This is a genomic window from Paracidovorax wautersii (assembly GCF_900113035.1).
Lineage (GTDB): Bacteria > Pseudomonadota > Gammaproteobacteria > Burkholderiales > Burkholderiaceae_C > Paracidovorax > Paracidovorax wautersii.
The window spans coordinates 319,366-342,296 of record NZ_FONX01000003.1 but is presented as its reverse complement, the minus strand read 5'-3'; the positions used below and the strand labels follow the sequence as shown (position 1 = coordinate 342,296).

Annotated in this window: 21 protein-coding genes; 17 read left to right on the top strand and 4 right to left on the bottom strand. The window is 71.6% G+C overall.

Translation table 11 applies throughout. The features are described from left to right. From BM070_RS06460 to BM070_RS06405, 12 genes are all read left to right on the top strand, one after another. The gene (locus tag BM070_RS06460) at positions 1–678 is read left to right on the top strand and encodes a MarR family winged helix-turn-helix transcriptional regulator (protein ID WP_092938695.1); all 678 of its coding nucleotides are present in this window, start codon (positions 1–3) and stop codon (positions 676–678) included. After that, positions 675–1,526, top strand: a complete 852-nt coding sequence (locus BM070_RS06455; protein WP_092938693.1) for an enoyl-CoA hydratase family protein — start codon at positions 675–677, stop codon at positions 1,524–1,526. Before BM070_RS06460 ends, BM070_RS06455 begins: the two co-directional genes overlap by 4 nt. Positions 1,527–1,642: 116 nt before the next feature. Further along, the gene (locus BM070_RS06450) at positions 1,643–2,830 is read left to right on the top strand and encodes an acyl-CoA dehydrogenase family protein (protein ID WP_092938940.1); all 1,188 of its coding nucleotides are present in this window, start codon (positions 1,643–1,645) and stop codon (positions 2,828–2,830) included. 77 nt (positions 2,831–2,907) lie between these two features. Next, positions 2,908–4,536, top strand: coding sequence for an AMP-binding protein (locus BM070_RS06445; protein ID WP_092938691.1), 1,629 nt, complete (start codon positions 2,908–2,910; stop codon positions 4,534–4,536). A gap of 75 nt (positions 4,537–4,611) precedes the next feature. Then, a complete protein-coding gene (locus BM070_RS06440; RefSeq protein ID WP_092938689.1) occupies positions 4,612–5,811 on the top strand; it encodes an ABC transporter substrate-binding protein in 1,200 nt (399 codons plus the stop codon). A gap of 43 nt (positions 5,812–5,854) precedes the next feature. After that, entirely contained in the window at positions 5,855–6,775 is a 921-nt protein-coding gene (locus BM070_RS06435) for a branched-chain amino acid ABC transporter permease (RefSeq protein WP_092938687.1), read from the top strand. Positions 6,776–6,793: 18 nt separating this feature from the next. Beyond that, positions 6,794–7,804 (top strand): branched-chain amino acid ABC transporter permease, encoded by a 1,011-nt coding sequence (locus BM070_RS06430; RefSeq protein WP_092938685.1) that lies wholly within the window; start codon positions 6,794–6,796, stop codon positions 7,802–7,804. Beyond that, positions 7,801–8,571 (top strand): ABC transporter ATP-binding protein, encoded by a 771-nt coding sequence (locus BM070_RS06425; protein WP_092938683.1) that lies wholly within the window; start codon positions 7,801–7,803, stop codon positions 8,569–8,571. The genes BM070_RS06430 and BM070_RS06425 overlap by 4 nt, the downstream gene beginning before the upstream one ends. Further along, on the top strand, positions 8,568–9,317 hold the full coding sequence (locus BM070_RS06420) for an ABC transporter ATP-binding protein (RefSeq protein ID WP_092938681.1): 750 nt from the start codon (positions 8,568–8,570) through the stop codon (positions 9,315–9,317). The genes BM070_RS06425 and BM070_RS06420 overlap by 4 nt, the downstream gene beginning before the upstream one ends. Beyond that, positions 9,314–9,790, top strand: a complete 477-nt coding sequence (locus BM070_RS06415) for an acyl-CoA thioesterase (RefSeq protein WP_092938679.1) — start codon at positions 9,314–9,316, stop codon at positions 9,788–9,790. Before BM070_RS06420 ends, BM070_RS06415 begins: the two co-directional genes overlap by 4 nt. A gap of 50 nt (positions 9,791–9,840) precedes the next feature. Continuing rightward, the gene (locus tag BM070_RS06410) at positions 9,841–10,233 is read left to right on the top strand and encodes a RidA family protein (RefSeq protein WP_092938677.1); all 393 of its coding nucleotides are present in this window, start codon (positions 9,841–9,843) and stop codon (positions 10,231–10,233) included. An 11-nt stretch (positions 10,234–10,244) separates the two neighbouring features. After that, complete coding sequence (locus tag BM070_RS06405; protein WP_092938675.1) at positions 10,245–11,111, top strand: alpha/beta hydrolase; 867 nt, start codon at positions 10,245–10,247, stop codon at positions 11,109–11,111. A 333-nt stretch (positions 11,112–11,444) separates the two neighbouring features. Here the strand turns inward: BM070_RS06405 and BM070_RS06400 are convergent, their stop codons facing one another. The 4 genes from BM070_RS06400 to BM070_RS06385 form a co-directional block, all read right to left on the bottom strand. Continuing rightward, positions 11,445–13,022, bottom strand: a complete 1,578-nt coding sequence (locus BM070_RS06400; RefSeq protein ID WP_245785120.1) for a tannase/feruloyl esterase family alpha/beta hydrolase — start codon at positions 13,020–13,022, stop codon at positions 11,445–11,447. 267 nt (positions 13,023–13,289) lie between these two features. Then, positions 13,290–15,395: a phosphocholine-specific phospholipase C gene (locus tag BM070_RS06395; protein WP_092938671.1), complete on the bottom strand. Its 2,106-nt coding sequence runs from the start codon at positions 15,393–15,395 to the stop codon at positions 13,290–13,292. Between the two features lie 9 nt (positions 15,396–15,404). Beyond that, positions 15,405–15,617, bottom strand: a complete 213-nt coding sequence (locus BM070_RS06390) for a hypothetical protein (RefSeq protein WP_092938669.1) — start codon at positions 15,615–15,617, stop codon at positions 15,405–15,407. A gap of 398 nt (positions 15,618–16,015) precedes the next feature. Then, positions 16,016–17,032: a helix-turn-helix transcriptional regulator gene (locus tag BM070_RS06385; RefSeq protein WP_092938667.1), complete on the bottom strand. Its 1,017-nt coding sequence runs from the start codon at positions 17,030–17,032 to the stop codon at positions 16,016–16,018. Positions 17,033–17,295: 263 nt separating this feature from the next. On the opposite strand from BM070_RS06385, the gene paoA reads away from it, so the two are divergent. The 5 genes from paoA (at position 17,296) to BM070_RS06360 (ending at position 22,925) form a co-directional block, all read left to right on the top strand. After that, positions 17,296–17,946, top strand: a complete 651-nt coding sequence (gene paoA / locus BM070_RS06380; protein ID WP_092938666.1) for an aldehyde dehydrogenase iron-sulfur subunit PaoA — start codon at positions 17,296–17,298, stop codon at positions 17,944–17,946. 3 nt (positions 17,947–17,949) lie between these two features. Further along, positions 17,950–18,900: an FAD binding domain-containing protein gene (locus BM070_RS06375; RefSeq protein WP_092938664.1), complete on the top strand. Its 951-nt coding sequence runs from the start codon at positions 17,950–17,952 to the stop codon at positions 18,898–18,900. A 5-nt stretch (positions 18,901–18,905) separates the two neighbouring features. After that, complete coding sequence (paoC, locus tag BM070_RS06370; protein ID WP_092938662.1) at positions 18,906–21,152, top strand: aldehyde oxidoreductase molybdenum-binding subunit PaoC; 2,247 nt, start codon at positions 18,906–18,908, stop codon at positions 21,150–21,152. A 65-nt stretch (positions 21,153–21,217) separates the two neighbouring features. Beyond that, positions 21,218–22,231, top strand: coding sequence for an XdhC family protein (locus BM070_RS06365; RefSeq protein WP_092938938.1), 1,014 nt, complete (start codon positions 21,218–21,220; stop codon positions 22,229–22,231). 43 nt (positions 22,232–22,274) lie between these two features. Beyond that, the gene (locus tag BM070_RS06360; protein ID WP_175518434.1) at positions 22,275–22,925 is read left to right on the top strand and encodes a nucleotidyltransferase family protein; all 651 of its coding nucleotides are present in this window, start codon (positions 22,275–22,277) and stop codon (positions 22,923–22,925) included. Positions 22,926–22,931 lie beyond the last annotated feature (6 nt).

The window sequence follows — 22,931 nt, the reverse complement described above, 5'->3', positions numbered from 1 at the left end:
ATGGAGCGCAGCCGCAGCAACCACACCCCCCAGGCGCCGGCGCCCGTGCTCGACGACGAGCGCATCGGCCACGAGGCCCGCGCCGTCGCGGGCGACCATATCGACCTGAAGATCTGGCTGCGCCTGCTGGCCTGCAGCCGGCAGATCGAGCAGCAGATCAGCCAGCGCCTGCGGGCGCGCTTCGGCATCACGCTGGCGCGCTTCGACTATCTGGCGCAGCTCGAACGCCACCCGGGCGGCTTGCGCATGAATGCGCTCTCGCGCTACCTCATGGTGACGGGCGGCAACATCACCGGCCTGACCGACCAGCTCGCCAAGGAGGGCCTGGTCGAGCGCGTGGACGATCCGGACGACCGCCGCTCCTGGCGCGTGGCGCTCACGCCCAAGGGCCGGCGCGACTTCGCCGCCATGGCCGCCGAGCACGAGACCTGGCTCACCGCCATGTTCGAGAACCTGGGCGCGGGCGACAAGGACCAGCTCTTCGCCCAGCTGGGCCGCCTGCGCATGCAGCTGGCCCAGCACCAGGCGGCGCTCGCGGCGGAGCCGCCCGCATCGCCCGCAGCACCTGCCATGCCCGCCGCAGCGCCCCGCAAGCCGCGCGCCGCTGCGTCCCGCCCGTCTTCGTCTCCCCCGCCTTCCGCCCGCAAGGCACCTTCCCGCAGGAAAACCGCTCCATGACCGACCGCATCGACCCGGCCCTCGTCGCCGGCAACCGCACCACGCTGGCGGGCTACGCCGCCACCCATTTCCTCTGGCAGGTGGAGGCCGGCGTGGGCACCATCACGCTGAACCGGCCCGAGCGCAAGAACCCGCTCACCTTCGACTCGTATGCCGAGCTGCGCGACCTGTTCCACCGCCTGCGCCACGCCACCGACGTGCACGCCGTGGTGCTGCAGGGCGCGGGCGGCAACTTCTGCTCGGGCGGCGATGTGCACGAGATCATCGGCCCGCTGGTGCAGCTCAAGGCGCCCGAGCTGCTGATGTTCACGCGCATGACCGGCGCGCTGGTGTCCGAGATGCGGCACTGCCCGCAGCCCATCGTCGCGGCCATCGACGGCGTGTGCGCCGGGGCCGGCGCCATCATGGCCATGGCCTCGGACCTGCGCCTGGGCACGGCGCGCAGCAAGACGGCCTTTCTCTTCAACCGCGTGGGCCTGGCCGGCTGCGACATGGGCGCCTGCGCCATCCTGCCGCGCATCATCGGCCAGGGGCGGGCGTCGGAGCTGCTCTACACCGGCCGCTCGCTGCCCGGCGAAGAGGCCGAGCGCTGGGGCTTCCTCAACCGCCTCTGCGAGCCCGACGCGCTGCTGGCCGAGGCGCAGAAGCTGGCGCAGGACATCGTGGCCGGCCCCACCTTCGCCAACGGCATCACCAAGACCATGCTGCACCAGGAATGGGCCATGACGGTGGACCAGGCCATCGAGGCCGAAGCCCAGGCCCAGGCCCTGTGCATGCTGACCGGCGACTTCGAGCGCGCCTACCGCGCCTTCGTCGAAAAGCGCCGGCCGGTGTTCGAGGGCAATTGAGCCCGCGCTGCCATTTGCTATTGAATTGATAGCTGCATGCGCTTGCCAATCAAGCGCTGCAGCCATTTTCCGCCATGAATCAGCCGCACCACGGGGTGCCGGCCAAGGAGACCCGCATGAGCGACACCCGCTACCTCGACTGGCCCTTCTTCGAGGACCGCCACCGCGATCTGGCCCGCAGCCTCGATGCCTGGGCGGCCGAGCACATCGCCGATGCCCACGGCCGCGACGTCGATGAGGCCTGCCGCGCCCTGGTGCGCCGCCTGGGCGCGGCCGGCTGGCTGCGGCATGCGGTGGCCGCCGATGCCGGCGATGCCATCGACACCCGCGCCCTCTGCCTGATCCGCGAGACGCTGGCGCGCCATGCGGGCCTGGCGGATTTCGCCTTCGCCATGCAGGGCCTGGGCTCGGGCGCCATCTCGCTCGCCGGCGACGCGCAGCAGCGCGCCCGCTACCTGGGCCGCGTGGCGGCGGGCGAGGCGATCGCCGCGTTCGCGCTCTCCGAGCCCGAGGCCGGCTCCGACGTGGCCGCCATGGCCTGCTCGGCGCGTCAGGAAGAGGAGGGCGGCGACTACCTGCTGGACGGCGAGAAGACCTGGATCTCCAACGGCGGCATCGCGGACTTCTACGTCGTCTTCGCCCGCACCGGCGAGGCCCCGGGCGCGCGGGGCGTGAGCGCCTTCATCGTCGATGCCGGCACGCCCGGCTTCGAGATCGCCGAGCGCATCGAGGTGATCGCGCCGCACCCGCTGGCGCGCCTGCGCTTCACGCAGTGCCGCATTCCGGCCGCGCAGCGCATCGGCGCGGCGGGCGAGGGCTTCAAGATCGCCATGCGCACGCTGGACGTGTTCCGCACCTCGGTGGCCGCCGCCGCGCTGGGCTTCGCGCGCCGGGCGCTCGACGAGGCCCTGGCCCGCGCCACGCAGCGGCGCATGTTCGGCGGCGTGCTGGCCGACTTCCAGCTCACCCAGTCCAAGCTGGCGCAGATGGCCACCGCCATCGACAGCGCCGCGCTGCTCACCTACCGCGCCGCCTGGATGCGCGACCAGGGCCAGAACGTGACCCGCGAGGCCGCCATGGCCAAGCTCACCGCCACCGAGAACGCGCAGCAGGTCATCGACATGGCCGTGCAGATGTGGGGCGGGCAGGGCGTGGTGAGCGAGCAGCCAGTGGAGCGGCTCTACCGCGAGATCCGCTCGCTGCGCATCTACGAAGGCGCCACCGAGGTGCAGCAGCTCATCATCGCGCGCGACCTGCTGCGCGCCTGGAACGCGCCCGCGGCCGGCGCCGTCACATCAGGGTGATCCCGCTGGCCCGTTGATTGCTTTATTTCTAAAGTAATTGCGATTTCTGGACGCTTCGCACCAAAAGGGGTTCCCGCATGGCCAGCGCACACATCGACACCTTCGCCCGCGACCGGCTGCCGCCGGCCGCGATGCAGCCCGAATTCCTGTTCGAGCTGCCCGAGCTGCAGTTCCCCGAGCGCCTGAACTGCGCCACCGAACTGCTCGACCGCGCCGTGGAGCGCGGCTGGGGCGGGCGGCCCTGCGTGCGCGGCGCGGGCCTCTCGTGGACCTATGCCGACCTGCAGGCCCAGGCCAACCGCATCGCCAACGTGCTGGTGCGCCGCATGGGCCTGGTGCCCGGCAACCGCGTGCTGCTGCGCGCGCCCAACACGCCGCTGCTGGCCGCCTGCTGGTTCGCGGTGATGAAGGCCGGCGGCATCGCCGTGGCCACCATGCCGCTGCTGCGCGCCAAGGAACTGCAGGCCATCATCGACAAGGGCCGCATCAGCCACGCGCTCTGCGATGCGCGGCTGGCGGGCGAACTGCATGCCGCCGCCCGCGCCTGCCCGGTGCTGGCCCAGGTGCGCTGCTTCAACGATGCCTCGGCCGACGGGCTGGAGGCGGCCATGGCCGAGGAGAGCGAGCGCTTCGACAACGTCGATACCGCCGCCGACGACACCTGCCTGCTGGCCTTCACCTCGGGCACCACCGGCGTGCCCAAGGCCACCATGCATTTCCACCGCGACGTGATGGCCATCTGCACCTGCTGGCCCGGCCATGTGCTGCGGCCCTCGGCGGACGACGTCTTCATCGGCAGCCCGCCCATGGCCTTCACCTTCGGGCTGGGCGGCCTGCTGCTGTTCCCGATGAAGTCCGGCGCCTCCACCGTGCTGCTGGAAAAGGCCTCGCCCGCGCAGCTGCTGGACGGCATCCGCGACTACGGCGCCACCGTGCTCTTCACCGCGCCCACGTCCTACCGCGTGATGGCCGCGCAGGGCGAGGCGATCCGCGCGGGCACGCTGCGGCGCTGCGTCTCGGCCGGCGAGGCGCTGCCCGCCGCCACCCGCGCGCTCTGGAAGCAGGCCACGGGCATCGATCTCATCGACGGCATCGGCGCCACCGAACTGCTGCACATCTTCATCTCCGCCGACGAGGCCCATGCCCGGCCCGGCGCCACCGGCGTGCCCGTGCCCGGCTACCGCGCCCGCGTGGTCGATGCCGAGGGCCGGCCGCTGCCGCCCGGCTCCGTGGGGCGGCTGGCCGTGCAGGGCCCCACCGGCTGCCGCTACCTGGACGATGCGCGCCAGTCGCAGTACGTGCAGAACGGCTGGAACCTGACCGGCGACGCCTATCTGATGGATGAGGACGGCTACTTCCACTACCAGTCGCGCACCGACGACATGATCGTCTCGGCCGGCTACAACATCGCCGCGCCCGAGGTGGAAGACGCCCTGCTGCTGCACCCCGCCGTGGCCGAGTGCGGCGTGATCGGCGTGGCCGACGAGGAGCGCGGCCAGATCGTCAAGGCCTTCGTGGTGCTGCGCGCGGGCCATGCGCCGGGGGCGGAGATGGCGCGCACCCTGCAGGACTTCGTCAAGCAGACCGTGGCTCCGTACAAATACCCACGCGCGATCGACTTCGTGGAGGCCTTGCCGCGCACGGAAACGGGCAAACTCCAGCGGTTCCGGCTGGCGCAGCCCGCTGCGGCGCCGGTGGCGGCCTGAGCCCCCGGCCCGCGCCGCCGCCCCGGACCCCATTCCACCTTCCCTTCACGTGCCCATCGGCAGAAAGCCCGCTCCATGAAGACTCCGAACGCCTCATCGCTCAAGCCCCTGGCCCTGTCCGCGCTCGCCGCCCTGGCCCTGTCTTGCGCCGCCGCGCAGGCCGCCGATGCGGTCAAGATCGGCCTGCTCAGCACGCTCTCCGGCCCCGGCGCGGGGCTGGGCATCGACATCCGCGACGGCTTCCAGCTCGCCGTCAAGCAGGGCGGCGGCAAGCTCGGCGGCCTGCCGGCCGAGGTGGTGGTGGCCGACGACCAGCAAAGCCCCGACGTGGCGCGCCAGACGGCCGACCGGCTCATCAAGCGCGACAAGGTCGATTTCATGACCGGCGTGGTGTTCTCCAACGTCATGCTGGCCGTGGGCGCGCCCACCTTCGCCTCCAAGACCTTCTACATCAGCGCCAACGCCGGCCCCTCGCAATACGCGGGCGAGCAGTGCAATCCGTATTTCTTCAGCGCCAGCTACCAGAACGACAACCTGCACGAGGCCGTGGGCAAGACGGTGACCGACAAGGGCTTCAAGCGCGTGGCCCTGCTCGCGCCCAACTACCCGGCGGGCAAGGATGCGCTCGCCGGCTTCAAGCGCTTCTACAAGGGCGAGGTGGTGCTGGAGAGCTACACCCCGCTCAACCAGCTGGACTACGGCGCCGAGATCGCCAAGATGCGCGCCGCCAAGCCCGATGCGGTCTATATCTTCCTGCCCGGCGGCCTGGGCATCAACTTCATCAAGCAGTTCGTGGGCGCGGGCCTGTCCAAGGACATGACGCTCTTCGGCCCGGGCTTCTCGGCCGACGAAGACGTCATCAAGGCCGTGGGCGAACCCATGCTGGGCATGTTCAACAGCTCGCTCTGGGCGCATGACCTGGACAACCCCGCCAACAAGAAGTTCGTGGCCGACTTCCAGAAGGAATACGGCCGCCTGCCCACGCTTTACGCCGCGCAGGGCTACGACGCGGCGCGCCTGATCGACGGTGCCGTGCGCGACGTGAAGGGCAACCTGGCCGACAAGACGGCGGTGCGTAAGGCACTGGAGGCCGCGCGCTTCGAGTCGGTGCGCGGGGCCTTCAGGTTCAACACCAACCACTTCCCCATCCAGGACTACTACCTGCGCGTGGTCACCAAGGACCCGCAGGGCCGCGTGACCAACCGCACGCTGGGCACCGTGTTCAAGAACCATGCGGATGCCTACGTGGGCAGCTGCAAGATGCCGGCGGCATGACCGGCGCAGCGATTCGCGCCGATGCCGTGAACGGGGCTTCGCCATGACCGGAGTGCTGGTGCTGGAGCAGTCGCTCAACGGGCTGCAGTTCGGGCTGATGCTGTTCCTGCTGGCCGCCGGCCTCACGCTGGTGTTCGGCATCATGGACATGATCAACCTGGCCCACGGCTCGCTCTACATGGTGGGCGCCTACCTGATCGCCACGGCGGCCGCCGCCACGGATTCGTTCTGGATCGGCCTCGCCGCAGGCGTGGCCGGCACCGCGCTGCTGGGCATGCTGCTGGAGGTGACGGTGCTGCGCCGGCTCTACCAGCGCGACCATCTCTCGCAGGTGCTGGGCACCTTCGCCATCCTGCTGATGGCCAACGAGGGCGTGCGCATGCTCTGGGGCGCGCAGCCCATCGCGCTCAATCCGCCGGCCAGCCTCGCGGGCCCGGTGGAGCTGCTGCCGGGCTTCTTCTACCCGGCCTACCGGCTGCTCATCATCGGCGTGGGCCTGGGCGTGGCGCTGCTGCTCTACGTGCTGGTCACGCGCACGCGGCTGGGCATGCAGGTGCGCGCGGGCGCCTCCAACCGCGAGATGGCGCTGGCCATGGGCACCAACGTGCGGCGGCTCTTTACGGCGGTGTTCGGCCTGGGCGCGGCGCTGTGCGCCGTGGCCGGCGGCATGCTGGGGCCGCTGCTGGCGGTGCAGGTGGGCATGGGCGAGAGCATCCTCATCCTGGCCTTCGTGGTGATCGTGATCGGCGGCATCGGCTCCATCCGCGGGGCGCTCTTCGGCGCGCTGCTGGTGGGCGTGGTCGATACCGCCGGCCGCACGCTGATCCCGCTGGCCTTCGGCCACTGGCTGGGGCCCGAGGCCGCCAGCGGCGCGGGCCCGGCCGTGGCCTCGATGCTGATCTACCTGCTGATGGCCGCCGTGCTGTTCTGGAAGCCCCGGGGCCTGTTCCCGGCGCATGGCTGACCCCTGGGAAACCGCTGCATGACGACCACCACAGCCTCGACACCCGCCGCATCGGCGGCAACCCGCCCGCCCGCGCCCGGCCTGCTGGACCACGCGCTGCGCCTGCGCTGGGCCGGCCCGGTGCTGCTGGCGCTGGCCGCGCTGCCGCCGCTGGCCGCCGCGCTGGGCGAAGACTTCTACATCGGCCTCGCCACCCGCATCCTGATCTTCGCGCTGGCCGCCACCAGCCTCAACCTGATCCTGGGCTTCGGCGGCATGGTCAGCTTCGGCCATGCGGCCTTCGTCGGCACCGGGGCGTATGCGGTGGGCATCCTCATGCAGCAGGGCGTCATGTCGGCCTGGATCGCCTGGCCCGCCGCCGTGCTGGCCAGCGCGCTGTTCGCGCTGCTGGTGGGCGCCATCAGCCTGCGCACGCGGGGCGTGTACTTCATCATGATCACGCTGGCCTTCGCGCAGATGCTTTATTACCTGATGGTCTCGGTCAAGGCCTGGGGCGGCGAGGACGGCCTCACGCTGCCCGGCCGCTCGATGCTGGGCGGCGGCTTCGACCTGGGCGACGACACGCGCTTTTACTACGTGGTGCTGGCGCTCTTCGCGCTCTGCTTCGTGGGCATCCAGCGCCTCTTGAACGCGCGCTTCGGCCATGTGCTGCAGGCCATCCGCGAGAACGAGACGCGCATGGGCGCCATCGGCTTTCCGGTCTATCGCTACCAGCTGGCCGCGTTCACGCTGGCCGGCGCGATGGCCGGGCTGGCGGGCGCGCTGCTGGCCAACCAGTCGAGCTTCGTGAGCCCGTCGCTTTTGCAGTGGAACCAGTCGGGCCTTTTGATGGTGATGGTGATCCTGGGCGGCGTGGGCCATCTCTGGGGCGGCTTCATCGGCGCGGTGGTGTTCCTGCTGCTCGAAGAGCTGCTCTCGGCCTACACCATCCACTGGCAGTTCATCCTGGGCGCCTTGCTGCTGCTGGTGGTGCTGGCCGCGCCGCGCGGGCTGGCCGGGCTGCTGCGGCGCGGCGGGGGGCGGGCATGAGCGCCGCGCCGCTGCTGCACATCGACGGCCTGGTCAAGCGCTTCGGCGGCCTCATGGCCACCGACCATGCCGAGCTGCGCGTGCAGCCCGGCGAGCTGCATGCGCTGATCGGCCCCAACGGCGCGGGCAAGACCACGCTGATCCACCAGATCTCGGGCGCGCTCGCGCCCGATGCCGGCCGCATCGTCTTCGGCGGCGACGACATCACGGGCCTGCCCATGCCGCAGCGCGTGCTGCGCGGGCTGGCGCGGTCCTACCAGATCACCAGCATCTTCAAGCGCCTCTCGGTGCTCGACAACGTGGCGCTGGCCGTGCAGGCGCGCCAGGGCAGCAGCATGCGCTTCTGGCAGGCCGCGCGCAGCGAGCGCGCCCGCTACGACGAGGCCGCCGCCGTGGTCGAGCGCGTGGGCCTGGGCGTGCAGAAGGATGCATTGGCCGGCGCACTGGCGCATGGCGAGCAGCGCCAGCTGGAAGTGGGCCTGGCCCTCGCCACCGCGCCGCGCCTGCTGCTGCTGGACGAACCCATGGCCGGCATGGGGCCGGACGAATCCGAACGCATGGTGGCGCTGCTGCAGTCGCTGCGCGGCAGCACCACGCTGCTGCTGGTGGAGCACGACATGGACGCGGTGTTCCGCCTGGCCGACCGCATCTCGGTGCTGGTCTTCGGCCGCGTGATTGCCTGCGGCACGCCGGCCGAGATCCGCAACCACCCCGACGTGCGGCGCGCCTATCTGGGCGACGAGTTGCCCGTGGAGGACGAGGCATGACGACGACTTCGCAGACCCCCGCTGCGCCCACCAGCCGTTCCGCGCTGCTCGAAGTGGACGACCTGCAGGCCGCCTACGGCAGCAGCCAGGTGCTGTTCGGCGTGGGCCTGCGCATCGACGCGGGCGACGTCGCCACGCTGCTGGGGCGCAACGGCATGGGCAAGACGACCACCGTGCGATCGCTGCTGGGCCTGGTGCGCGCGCGCGGCGGCACGGTGCGCTTCCGCGGCGAGCGCATCGAGCGGCTGGAGCCCGACCGCATCGCCCGCATGGGGCTGGCGGTGGTGCCCGAGGGGCGGCAGATCTTCCCCAACCTCTCGGTGGCCGAGAACCTGCGCGCCTTCGGCGCCAACCGCAACCAGTCGCCCGAGCCGTGGACGCTCGATCGCGTCTATGCGCTCTTCCCACGGCTGGCCGAGCGCTCCCGCAACATGGGCAACCAGCTCTCGGGCGGCGAGCAGCAGATGCTGGCCATCGGCCGGGCGCTGATGACCAACCCCTACCTGCTGGTGCTTGACGAGGCCACCGAGGGCCTGGCGCCGCTGGTGCGCGAGGAGATCTGGCGCTGCCTGGCCCAGCTGCGCGCGCAGGGCCAGAGCATCCTGGTGATCGACAAGTACGTGCAGCGCCTGATCGGGCTGGCCGACCGACACACCATCGTGCAGCGCGGGCGCGTGGTCTGGCAGGGCGATTCGGCCGCGCTGGCGGCCGATCCGGGCCTGTGGCAGCAGTACATTGGCGTATGAATTCCCTGACCGCTCTTTCTCCTGTGTCGTCCTCCGCTGCCGGCGCTGCCGCACCGGATTCGCCGCTCGTCTTCGAGCGCCCGCTTCGCATCCGCTTCGCGCACTGCGACCCGGCCGGCATCGTGTTCTTCCCGCAATACCTCGTCATGCTCAACGGGCTGGTCGAGGACTGGTTCAACGACTGCCTGCGCGTGTCGTATTCGGGCCTGCTCGGGCCCCGGCGCATCGGCATGCCCATCGTGCGGCTGGAGTGCGAATTCCGCGCCGTCAGCCGCATGGGCGACGACGTGACCCTGGGCCTGGCCGTGGAGCGCGTGGGCAACAGCTCCATCACCCTGGCGATGCACTGCCGCGCCGGCGAGGAAGAGCGCATGCGCTCGCGCCAGGTGCTGGTGGCCACCGACCTCAAGACCCACAAGGCCCGGGCGCTGCCCGACGACGTGCGCGAAGCCCTGGCGCGGCTGCCGCGCTGACGCAACGGGGCCCCCGGGCCCCGCCGAATTCCCTTTTTCCGGAGACAAGCATGCAGACTCTTCTTCCCCCCGGCTGGCCCCGTCCGCGCGGCTACGCCAACGGCGTCACGGCACGCGGCCGCATGGTGTTCGTGGCCGGCATGATCGGCTGGGATGCCGAAGGCGTCTTCCATACCGACGACCTGGCCGGCCAGGTGCGCCAGGCGCTGCAGAACGTGGTGGCGGTGCTGGCCGAAGGTGGCGCCAAGCCGGAACATATCGTGCGCATGACCTGGTACGTGACCGACCGCAAGGCCTACGTGGCCGCCTATCCCGAGATAGGCAAGGCCTTCCGCGAGATCATCGGCAGCTTCAACGCCGCGATGACGGCGGTGGAGGTCGCCGGCCTGATCGAGGACCGGGCCCAGGTCGAGATCGAGGTCACCGCCGTCATCCCCGACTGAAGGCCGCGACCGTGCTCTACCGCGACTTCGCCACGCAGGAGCAGATCGACGCGCAGTACGACACGGCCATTCCCGTGGCCGACCGCGCCGCCGAGATGCGCCACTACCAGGATCGCAGCGCCCATGCGCGCGCCGTGCTGCCCTGCCGGCTGGGCGTGCCCTACGGCCCGACCCGCGCCGAGACGCTGGACATCTTCCCGGCCGATCCGCCGGATGCCGCCGGTGCGCCCGTCTTCGTCTTCATCCACGGCGGCTACTGGCGCGCGCTCTCGGCTGCCGATTTCAGCTGCGTGGCGCTGGGCCTCGCGCAGCGCGGCATCACCGTGGTGGTGCCCGACTACGCGCTGTGCCCGGCCGTCACCGTCGATGAGATCGTGCGCCAGATGCGCGCCGCCTGCGCCTGGGTGCTGCGCCACATCGCCGAGCACGGCGGCGACCCGCAGCGCGTGGCCGTGGGCGGCAGCTCCGCCGGCGGCCATCTGGCGGCCATGTGCCTGCAGACGGAGTGGGCGCGCGACTATGGCCTGCCGCAGGACCCGTTCAAAGGGGCGGTGATGGCCAGCGGCCTCTACGACCTGGCGCCGCTGCGCTACAGCTTCCTGCAGCCCAAGATCCAGCTGACCGAAGACACGGTGCAGCGCTGCTCGCCGGTGCTGCACGTGCGGCCCTCGCCCACGCCGGTGCTGCTGACCTGGGGCGGCCTGGAACAGCCCGAGTTCGCCCGCCAGTCCCTGGCCTGGCGCGAGGCCTGGCTGGCCGCGGGCAACCGGGCCGAGCTGCTGGAGCAGCCCGAGGCCCACCACTTCAGCGCCATCCACGGCTTCGAGGACCCGCGCAGCGCGCTGTGCGACTGGGTGGCGGCCGCGCTGGGCCGCTGAGACAGGTTCCCAGGCTGACGGCGCCCGCGCCTGCGGGCCGACAGGGCGCCGCCGGGGCTTCCTACAGGCCCGCGCAGCTCCCGCCGCGAACATCGAGGCTCTCTCTGAAAAGGAAACCTCCATGCGCAAGATGATCCTCATGGCCGTCGCCGGCTTCCTCTGGAAGAAGTTCCAGGCCAAGCGTGCGGCCGGCACGCCGGCAGCCGCTGCGGCCTACCGCCGCCGCTGAGCCGGAAACGAGCGAAAAAGCCCCCGGGCCGCCGTCTGCGCTGCCCGGGGGCTTTTGCGTTCCTTGCCGCTCCACGGGGGGCCTGGAGCGCTTTCAGGGCCGCATCAGGCTGCGGAGCAGGTGAAGCTCTCGGCCTTGGTCGGGTCGCCCGAGCCGTTGTAGCGCGGGAACTTCGGGTATTCGCACACCGGCCGCTGCTGGGCGGGCGCGGTGCTGCCGGTGGCGGGCACGGTGGTGGCCACCAGCCGGTCGGGCGCCTGTCCGCTCGTCACCCAGGTGTCGAGCGCGGCCAGCAGGTCCACCGGGCGCGGGCCGGGGCCGTCGAGGTTGTGGCCCACCGAAGGCGAGGTCAGCATGCGGGCGAAGCCCTGCACCTTGCTCGCGCCCAGGGTCTGCTTCACGCTGTCGAAGTACTGGGCCGTGCGGTAGAGCGAGACGCAGGTGTCCGAGAGGCCATACCAGATCAGCAGCTTGCCGCCCTTGTCGGCGAAGGCGGAGATGTCGGGGTCGGTGCCGTCGATCATCTCGGCCAGCCGCAGGTACTGGGCCTTGAACTGCAGCGGGTCGTGGCGCAGCACGTCCACGTCGGTGCGGCCTTCGACCACCTTGGCGGCCTCGCTCACCGCCATGTGGTTGAAGGAATCGCGGGCCTCGAAGCTGGTGCCGAACATGTAGGCGCCCCAGTCGCTGGTCGCGCTGCCGCCGCGGCCGTAGCGCGGATAGCCCGTGGCGCCGCGCGACTGCGGCACCTGCGTGTTCTGCGAGGCGTAGATCAGGCGGATGGATTCGATCTGCCCGGCGGTCAGGCAGCTGTCGCTGTCGGCGCCCTGGCACAGCAGGTCGGTGGGCACGTAGTTGCAGGCCTCGACGTTGCCGATGATGCCGTCCTTCAAGCCATCCAGCGCGTCGCAGGCGGCGGCTTCGGCCTTGGCGTAGAGCGCGATCTTGGCGGGGCTGAGCCAGTTGGCGCGGTCCTGGAAGATGTGGCGGATCACGTTGGGGCCCAGGTTCACCTGGTGGGCCTGCTGCGCGATGGCCGGCTCCATGGCGACCACGCCGTCGTAGTCCTGCGGGTACTTCTGCGTGGAGATCAGCCCCGAGCGGCCGCCGTTGGAATGGCCCAGGTGGTAGCGCTTGGTGGGCGCCTTGCCGTAGAAGCTGGTGGCGATGGCGGTGCCCACGCCCAGCACGAAGTGGTTGGCGTCGTAGGCATGGTTGCGCAGCGCCACGTCGTCCCTGGCCCATTCGAAGCCCCGGCTCTGGTGGCCCGAGTCCGAGCTCATGCGCACATAGGGGCCGGCCGAGGGGCCCACCAGGCTCTGGTAGAACGGATCGTCGGTGGGGATGAAGCCGTCCAGCGCGCCGCCGCCCACGGTGAGCGTCTTGCCGTTCCACACGCCTTGCGCGGGCAGCTCCACCGCCCAGTTGATGGTGGACTGGGGCGAGGACACGATCTTGCCGCGCACGATGCAGACATCGGGCAGTGCGCCCTGCGCCGGGCGGATCTCGGTGCCGGTCACGACGGCGCCGTGGGGCAGGCCGGTGGGCTTGTACGCGGGGCAGGCCTGGGCCAGCGGCTGCACGGCCACGGGGTCGCCCCCGTTGCCGCCGCCGCAGGCCGACAGCAGCAGGGCCGCGAGCGTGCCGGCGGCCGCCGTTGCCGCCGAAGTGGGTTTGAACATGTGCGGAGTCTCCTTGTACTTGTCGATGGACGATGTTGCGAAGCCGTTGCCCGGCTCCGGTCGCCACGATAGGCAGAGACCCTCCGCCTGCATCCCCTGCAAATGCAGAGGGGGCGGGAAAGCCCCAGGTCGCTGCGCAGGCAGCGGCCAGGAGGGGGGTGAAGTCAACGACCAGGCGCTGGTCGTGCCGGGCGCGGCACCGCCGCAGCCCGGCGGCGCGAGCGCAGGGGAGGGCGCTGCCCCAGTGCCCGCCCCTGCGCCGCTCTGCTAGACCGCCGTGGTGACCGGCGCCTTCGCGGCCGGGTCGGTGCTGCTGGCCGCGCCGGTCTCCACGTGGCCCGATGCGCGGCGCAGGTAGCCGGCGTTGCCGGCCAGCGTCACCTGCAGGTCGTACCAGCCGGCGTTGCAGCTCAGGTCCCAGGCATCTTCCACGCTCGTGCCGGCCGCCACCGTCACGGTGTGCGGCGCCGCGCCGTAGGCCATGTCGGTAACCGTGAAGGTGGCTGCGGCCGTGCCGGAGTTGGGCAGGGTCAGATAGACGTTGCCGTTGGCGACGTCGTAGCAGAAGGTCGGCTCGGGCACGGCCGGCCCTGCGGACACGGCGAAGCGGCGGAAGAAGCCGTTGGGGCCCATCACGGTGAGCGTGAGCGCGCCGGTGCCCGGCAGCGCCCAGCTGTCGGCCAGGCTCTTGCCGGCCTCGACGGTGTAGCGGCGCGGGGCGATGCCGGCGTCGCTGCAATAGACGTAGAAGCACGCGCCCTGCTTGCCGGTGTTGTCGAACGACAGCTGGTAGGACGGGCCCGACACCGCGCCCGAGACATGCAGCTCGTACGGCAGCGCGCGTGCCGGGCGCGCGCCGGCTTCCTGCGCCAGCACGCTCTGCGCCGCGCCGCTGGCCGGGGCGGCGATGCTGACCGGCCGCGCGCACTGCAGGTCGGACTGGCTGACGTAGCCGGCCGTGCTGGGCAGCGTGGGCCAGGTGACGTCGCGGCGGCTGAAGTCGAAGGCCGAGGTGAGGTCGCCGGAAACGGCACGGCGCCACGGGCTGATGTTGGTCTCGTAGACGCCGAAGCGCGTTTCGATGAAGCGGATCAGCGAGGTGTGGTCGAACACCTGCGAGCACACGAAGCCGCCGCGGCTCCAGGGCGAGATGACGGTCATCGGCACGCGCGGGCCCATGCCGTAGGGCAGGTTGTCGGCGGTGTAGCTAGCGGCCTGGTACGGGTTGACGACATCGTGGCGCTCGCCGTCGATGGCCACCGTGCTGAGGCCGGAGCCGGGCACGGTGGGCGGCTGCGGCGGCACCATGTGGTCGAAGAAGCCGTCGTTCTCGTCGTAGGTGATGAAGAACGCGGTCCTGCTCCAGACCTCGGGGTTGGCGGTCAGCGCGTCCAGGATGCTGGCGATGTATTCGGCGCCGTACAGCGGCGTGAACTTCGGGTGCTCGGAATACGCGGCCGGCGGCAGCAGCCACGACACCTGCGGGAGATTGTTGGCGAGCACGTCGGCCTTGAGCTGGTCGATGGTGCGCACGCTCATGCCGCGGGCCTGCAGCGCGGAGCCGGCCGGCGCGTTCACGAAGCTGGCGAACGCGGCCAGCATGTTGGTGCCGTAGTTGCCGGTGTGGTTGTCGAAGCCGGTGCCCTGCTGGTAGATCTGCCACGACACGCCCGCAGCCTGCAGACGCTCGGGATAGGTGGTCCAGGTGAAGGGCTGGCGCTGGATCGCGTCGAACGGGTTGTCGATGTAGTCGGTGTTGTCCAGCAGCGGGCCGCCGCTGGAGCCGGTGGGATCGACCATGCCGGTCATCAGGTACATGCGGTTCGGGTGCGTGTTGCCCGGGATCGAGCAGAAGTAGTGGTCGCACACCGTGAACGCGTCGGCCAGCGCGTAGTGGAAGGGAATGTCCTCGCGCACGTGGTAGCCCATCGTCATGTTGGTCTTCTGCGCGGCCCACATGTCGGCGCGGCCCCCGTTGATGGCGCCGTGCGTGGTGGCCCAGGTGTGCGGCAGGCCGCCGATGCACTGCGCGTTGAACGCCGGGTTGGTGGTGTCGTAGCGGAACGGTGCGATGGTCTTGGCCGGGTCTTCCTTGCGCGGCTGGAACCACACCGGCAGGCCGTTGGGCAGCGTCACCGGGAAGCGGTCGTTGTAGCCGCGCACGCCGGACAGGTGGCCCAGGTAGTGGTCGAACGAGCGGTTCTCCTGCATGAAGATGACGATGTGCTGAACGTCCTGGATCGTGCCGGTGACGGTGGCGGGCTCGATGGCCATCGCCCGGCGGATGGATTCCGGCAGCAGCGCCGACGCGGCGACGGTGCCCAGCGTGCCGGCGGAGGCCTTCAGGAAGTGGCGGCGGTCGAATGTGCTCATGGACGTCTCTCAGTGCGAGGCCGGCGCGGAGGCGCTCGGCGGGCAGCTCATGCGGGTGCCGACCAGCGCCTTGTTCTGGCAGGCCGAGGCGGTGATGGCGCTGTTCGGACGGGCGGTGCTGTCACTGGCGCCGCAGCCGGCAAGCGGCAGCAGCGCTGCAGCGGCGACGGCGACGAGCGCGCACGCGGCGTGGGAAGGGCGCGGGCAACGGGGGCGGGGCATCGGGGATCTCCTGGGATGGGGCCTGCAGCCTAAGAACGTGTTTACGATCTCGCAGGGGATCGCGTTGGAACGCAATCGGGATGAGTGGATGCCTCGGATGCGCCGCATGGGCTGGTGTCCATGCAAGCAGCCGGGGCGTTCAATCGCCCGATTTCGCTCCAACCCGAAGGGCAGCTACGTCGGCGGGCGGTCTGCGGCGTTGCGGCGCTTGTGGATAGCCGTGCTATCCACTGCGCACCGCGCCTTGCATCCCATCCCGCCGACGTAGCTGCGCGACCCCTGGGAGATCGTGAACACGTTCTAAGTACGCTCCATGGCGCAGCGGTGACAAAGCGGTGTCTTCAAAGTAAAGCCCGCTGCAGCGCCTGGCCCCTCCTGCGAGGCGCTGAAACTAGGGCTCAGCCCCGGCGCAGGGCCGCCACCAGTTCCGTCTTGTTGCGCACGCCCAGGGCGGCGTAGGCGCTGCGCAGATAGGTGCGCACGGTGGCCGGGCTCAGGCCCAGCGTGGCCGCGATGTCCTTGTACGACTGGCCGTGCGCGTAGAGCGTGGCGGCGCTCATCTCGCGCGGCGCCAGCGGCGAGCCCGCGCCGCGCGAAGGCAGGCTCACGGCCACCAGCGGCCCGCAGGCTTCCAGCCGGAAGCGGTGCCGCCCCGCGGCCGGGGCGACGGTGCAGGGCAGGCGCGCGGCGCTCTGGCGCAGGTCATCGGGCAGGGCGTCGCCGGGCCAGTCCGGGTAGGCCTCGGCCAGCGCCTGCCCCATGCGCAGCCCGGCGAAGAGCAGGGCGCCGCCCGGCTCCGCCAGCGCGTAGCTGTCCCAGAGGTGCTGGGCCGATCCGGGCGCCCAGCGCTGCAGCGCATGGCTCCAGTGGCACAGCAGGTGGCGCGTGAATTCGCCCAGCAGCAGGGCCTGCGCGTCGGAGAACGGCGGCTGCGTCTCGGGCCGGTAGAGCGAGATGAAGAACAGCAGGCCGCTGCGCGGCAGCTCCACGGTGGTGGCCATGCAGCGGCGCAGCCCGTGGCGCTCGCTGAAGGCGATCAGCGTCTGCGCGTCGGCGTGGGTCACCGGCGCCTCGTGCTCGCGGATCACGGTGCCGAGCCGCTGCATGGAATGCCGCGCGAAGTCGTCCGCCACCGCCAGCTGGTTCCACTCGTCGGCGAAGCCACGGCTCAGGCCGATGCTGCCGTGCAGCCAGGTGCGCGGCGCATCGCCGGCGCCGCCCTGCGAGACCTCGCCCCACCAGGCCGCATCGAACGGGACCAGGCCGCGCAGCACCTGCATGGCATCGGCCAGCAGCGCATGCGGGCGGTTGCCATGCGCCAGCCCGGTCAGCGCCAGCAGCGCCCGGCTCAGCTCCTGCAGCGCTGTGGCGGCCTGCTGCGGGCCGGTTCCTGGCGGGCGGATGGGCGCGTTCATGGCTTGTCTCCTGGTTTTTTTTCGCCCGCGTTGCGGGCGGGCCGTGGCCTCGCGAATGCTACGTGCAACAGGGTTTTAGTTAACCAGGGTATCTATTGATGCCGGCCAAGGTCTCGGCCCCGCCTGCCCACGGCAGGTTCAGCCACTCGCCTACAGGCCCACCGGGCGGCCCGCGTGAGGCTGCGCCTCTGCCACGCAGAGCAGCCCGGCATGCGCTGCGCTTCTTTCCCCACGAACCGCGACAAGACACCACCGGAAGCCCCATGGACCACAACGCCCCCTTTCCCCTCTCGCGGCGCGATCTGCTGATCGCCAGCGCTTCATCGGCCGCCGCTTCGGCCGTGCCGGCCTCGGCGGCCACGCAGCAGGCTGCCGCGGGGCGCGATGCATCGCCCGCACAGGTGCCGGTGCAGGTGCCCGTCAGCCTGACCGTCAACGGCGCGGCGAAGCATCTCACCGTCGATACCCGCACCACCTTGCTGGATGCCCTGCGCGAGCATCTGCGCCTGACGGGCACCAAGAAGGGCTGCGACCACGGCCAGTGCGGCGCCTGCACGGTGCTGGTGGAGGGCCGGCGCGTGGTGTCGTGCCTGAGCCTGGCGGTGATGCACCAGGGGGCGAACGTGACGACCATCGAAGGCCTGGGCACGCCGGCCGCGCCGCACCCGCTGCAGGCCGCTTTCGTGCGGCACGACGGCTACCAGTGCGGCTACTGCACGCCCGGGCAGATCTGCTCGGCCGTGGGCGCCCTCGACGAGCTGCGCCGCGGCGCGCCCAGCCATGCCAGCGCGGACATCGTCGCCCAGCCGCTGCTGTCGGCCGAGGAACTGCGCGAACGCATGAGCGGCAACCTCTGCCGCTGCGGCGCCTATTCCAACATCGTGGATGCCATCACCGAAGTCGCGGAGGCTTGAGAAATGAAACCCTTCAGCTACGAACGCGTGGCCTCGCCCGCACAGGCCGCCGCGGCGGTGGCCGCCCGGCCCGGCGCCAAGTTCATCGCCGGTGGCACCAACCTGCTGGACCTGATGAAGCTGCAGATCGAGACGCCCATCCATCTGGTGGATGTGAACGGCATCGGCCTCGACAGCATCGATCCCACGCCGCAGGGCGGCCTGCGCATCGGCGCGCTGGTGCGCAACAGCGACCTGGCCGCCCATCCGCGCGTGCGGCGCGACTACGGCGTGCTCACGCGGGCGCTGGTGGCGGGCGCCTCGGGCCAGCTGCGCAACATGGCGACCACCGGCGGCAACCTGCTGCAGCGCACGCGCTGCCCGTACTTCTACGACACCCACATGCCCTGCAACAAGCGCCAGCCCGGCAGCGGCTGCTCCGCCATCGGCGGCTTCAGCCGCCAGCATGCGGTGATCGGCAGCAGCGACGCCTGCATCGCCACCCATCCGAGCGACATGGCCGTGGCCCTGCGCGTGCTCGATGCCACGGTGGAAACGGTGCGCCCCGATGGCGTCGCCCGCGTCATCCCCATCGCGGACTTCCACCGGCTGCCCGGCAGCACCCCGCACATCGAGACCGTGCTGCAGCCCGGCGAGCTCATCACCTCGGTGAGCCTGCCCGCGCCGGTGGGCGGCACCCATGTCTATCGCAAGGTGCGCGACCGCGCCTCCTATGCCTTCGCTCTGGTGTCGGTCGCGGCCATCGTGCAGCGCGACGGCTCCGGCCGCGTGGCGCTGGGCGGCGTGGCGCACAAGCCCTGGCGGGTCGAAGCCGCCGAGGCCGGCATGCGCCAGGGCGCCCACGCCGTGGCCGACCGGCTGCTGGACGGCGCCCGCCCCACCCCCGAAAACGCTTTCAAGCTGCCCCTGGCCGAGCGCACGCTGGCCGCAGCCCTTTCCCAGGCCCGGAGCTGACCGCCATGAAGTTCGACACCCCCGCTACCGCCAACCCCATCGACCAGCTCAAGGTCGTCGGCCAGCCGGTGAACCGCATCGACGGCCTGCTCAAGACCACCGGCACCGCGCCCTACGCCTATGAACGGCACGACGTGGCGCCCCACGCGGCCTACGGCTTCGTCGTGGGCGCGGCCATCGCGCGCGGCCGCATCCGCAGCATCGACCTGGCCGAGGCCCGCCGCGCGCCCGGCGTGCTGGCCATCGTCACCGCGCAGTCGGCCGGCCAGCTGGGCCAGGGCAAGATGAACACCGCGCCGCTGCTCGCCGGCCCGCAGGTCGATCACTACCACCAGGCCGTGGCGCTGGTGGTGGCCGAGACCTTCGAGCAGGCCCGCGCCGCCGCGCAGCAGGTGCGCGTGGACTACGAGCGCGCTCCCGGCCGCTACGACCTGGCCGCCGCCAAGGACGGTGCCACCCAGCCCGAAGACATCAACGGCGATGCGCCCGACACGTCCGTGGGCGCCTTCGGCGGCGCCTTCGCCGCGGCCCCCGTGCAGGTGGACGCCAGCTACACCACGCCCGATCAGTCGCACGCCATGATGGAGCCGCACGCCACCGTCGCCGCCTGGCAGGGCGATGCGCTCACGGTGTGGACCTCCAACCAGATGATCGCCTGGGGCCGGCGCGAGCTGGCCGCCACGCTGGGCATCCCCAAGGACAAGGTGCGGCTGGTATCGCCCTTCATCGGCGGCGGCTTCGGCGGCAAGCTCTTCCTGCGCGCCGACGCGCTGCTGGCCGCGCTGGGCGCACGCGCGGCCAAGCGGCCGGTGAAGGTGGCGCTGCAGCGCCCGCTGATGATCAACAACACCACGCACCGGCCGGCCACCATCCAGCGCGTGCGCATCGGCGCGGACGCGCACGGGACGATCCAGGCCATCGGGCACGAATGCTGGTCGGGCGATCTGCCCGGCGGCAAGGCCGACAGCGCGGTCGATCAGACCCGCCGGCTCTATGCGGGCGCGAACCGCATGACCGCCACGCGCCTGGCCGAGCTGCACCTGCCCGAAGCCAACTCCATGCGCGCGCCCGGCGAAGCCACCGGCCACATGGCGCTGGAGATCGCCATGGATGAACTCGCCGAGAAGCTCGGCATGGACCCGGTGGAGCTGCGCATCCGCAACGACACGCAGGTCGTGCCCGACACCACGGGCGAGAAGCGCCCCAAGGGCGCCACCGGCGAGCGCCCCGTGAAGCCGTTCTCGCAACGCCAGCTGGTGGAGTGCCTGCGCCTGGGCGCCGAGCGCTTCGGCTGGAACGAGCGCAGCGCGCGCCCGGCGCAGCGCCGCGACGGCCGCTGGTGGGTGGGCATGGGCGTGGCGTCGGCCTATCGTGGCGCGCCGGTGATGAAGTCCGCCGCGCGCGTGCGGCTGGACGGGCAGGGCCGCATCACGGTGGAGACCGACATGACGGACATCGGCACCGGCAGCTACACCATCATCGCCCAGACCGCCGCCGAGATGATGGGCGTGCCGCTCGCGCGCGTGGCGGTGCGGCTGGGCGATTCGGACTTTCCCGTCTCGTCCGGCTCGGGCGGCCAGTGGGGCGCGGCCAGCGCCACCTCCGGCGTCTATGCTGCCTGCGTGAAGCTGCGCGAGGCCGTGGCCGGCAAGCTGGGCCTGGACCCGGCCGCCGCTCGCTTCGCCGACGGCCAGGTCGTGGCCGATGGCCGCAGCCGGCCCCTGGCCGATGCCGCCCGCGACGCCGAGCTGGCGGCCGAGGACGGCATCGAATTCGGCGTGCTGGAGCAGCAGACGCAGCAGTCCACCTTCGGCGCGCACTTCGTCGAAGTGGGCGTGGATGCCTTCACGGGCGAGGTGCGCGTGCGCCGCATGCTGGCCGTGTGCGCGGCGGGCCGCATCCTCAACCCCAAGTCGGCGCGCAGCCAGGTGATCGGCGCCATGACCATGGGCGTGGGCGGGGCGCTGATGGAGGAGCTGGCCGTGGACACGCGCCTGGGCTTCTTCGTGAACCACGACCTCGCCGGCTACGAGGTGCCGGTGCATGCCGACATTCCGCACCAGGACGTCGTCTTCCTGGACGAGCCCGACCCGCGCGCATCGCCCATGAAGGCCAAGGGCGTGGGCGAGCTCGGCATCTGCGGCGTGAGCGCTGCCATCGCCAACGCCGTCCACAACGCGACCGGCGTGCGCGTGCGGGACTATCCGGTCACGCTGGACAAGCTGATCGGCAGCCTGCCGCCCGTGGCATGAGGCCCGGCATGGAAGCCGCCACGCATCTGCAGAGCCCCGCCGGCCACGGCGCGGGCGCGGCCCCCATGGACGACCTGGACAGCCGCGTGCTGCGCACCGCCAGCGCCTGGGTGGCGGCGGGCACGCCCGCCGCGCTCGTCACGGTGGTGCGCACTTGGGGATCGGCGCCCCGGCCGCCCGGATCGCTCATGGCCATCAACGACCGCGGCGAGACCGTGGGCTCGGTCTCGGGTGGCTGCATCGAGGACGACCTGATCGACCACATCCGCCAGGGCGGCGTGGCGTCGCTCTGCGCCACGGGGCTGCCCACGGTGCTGCGCTATGGCATCTCGGCCGACCAGGCGCATCGCTTCGGGCTGCCCTGCGGGGGCACGATGGAGCTGGTGGTGGAGCCGCTGGCGGCCCGCAGCCAGCTGGCCGAGCTGCTCGGCGCCTGCCAGCGCCGCGAGCACACCGCGCGCCTGCTGGATCTGCGCACCGGCAGCGTGGCGCTGGAGCCTGCGGGGCCGGAGGGGCCGCCGCGGCTCGATACCCAGGCCGGCACGCTGCGCAGCACCTTCGGGCCGCGCGCACGGCTCATCGTGATCGGCGCGGGCGACCTGTCGGCCTTCCTCTGCCAGATGGCGCTGGGCCTGGGCTTCGAGGTCATCGTCTGCGACCCGCGTGCCGAGCACCGCGCCACCTGGTGTGTGCCCGGCGCCACGCTGAGCCACGAGATGCCCGACGACCTCATCCTGCGCCTGCGGCCCGATGCCCGCACCGCCGTGGTGGCGCTCACGCACGACCCCAAGCTCGACGACCTGGCCCTGATCGACGCGCTGCAGTCGCGCGCCTTCTACGTCGGCGCCATCGGCTCGCGCCGCAATGCCGCGCTGCGCGCCGAACGGCTGCAGACGCATTTCGGCCTCTCCAGCGCCGACCTGCAGGCGCTGCACTGCCCGGCCGGGCTCTACATCGGCAGCCGGACGCCGGCGGAAATCGCCCTGTCCATCATGGCGGAGGTGGTGGCGGCCAAGAACGGCGTGCCGATCGCCATGCAGGCGCGGGTGGCCGCCGCCAAGCCGCTGCATGCCGCGTGACGACAATGCGGGCATGCCGCTGCACGAGCCTGAACGACGTCCTTTGAGCCCACTGCCACCCTGCGCCATCGTCCTCGCCGCCGGGCTGGGGCGGCGCATGGGCGGCTGGCCCAAGCCTGCGCTGCGCATCGGCGGGCAAAACCTGCTGGAACGGCTGGCGCAGGCCTTCCGGCAGGCCGGCGTGGCCGAGATCGGCGTGGTGCTGGGCCCGTATGCCGACGTGCTGCAGCCCCTGGCCGTAGCCGCCGGGGCGCAGCCGCTGCTGCACGCCGTGCACGGCCCCACGCTGGTGGATTCGCAGCGCCTCGCGCTCCAGGCCCATGCCGCCCGCCATCCGGGCCGGGATCTGATGCTCGTGCTGGCCGACCTGCCGCTGCTCACTGCGGCGCCGTTGCGCGCACTGCTGCAGGCCTGGGCGGCACGGCCTGCCGGCGTGCGGGCGCTGGTGCCGGCCGTGGAGGGCGTTCAGGGCCATCCGGTGCTGCTGTCGTGGCAGGCGGTGGAAGAGATCCGGCTCCAGCCGGCAGAGGAGGGCGTGCGCCACTGGATGGCCGGCCATGCCGCGCAGGTCCTGCGCCTGCCGTGCAGCGACCCGGGGCATGTCTTCGATCTGGATACGCCCGAGGATCTGGCTCGCCTGCGCGCGCTGCTGCATCCCGCGGCGGTGGAGGGCGGGCCGCCGCTGGCGCCTTGACCTTGA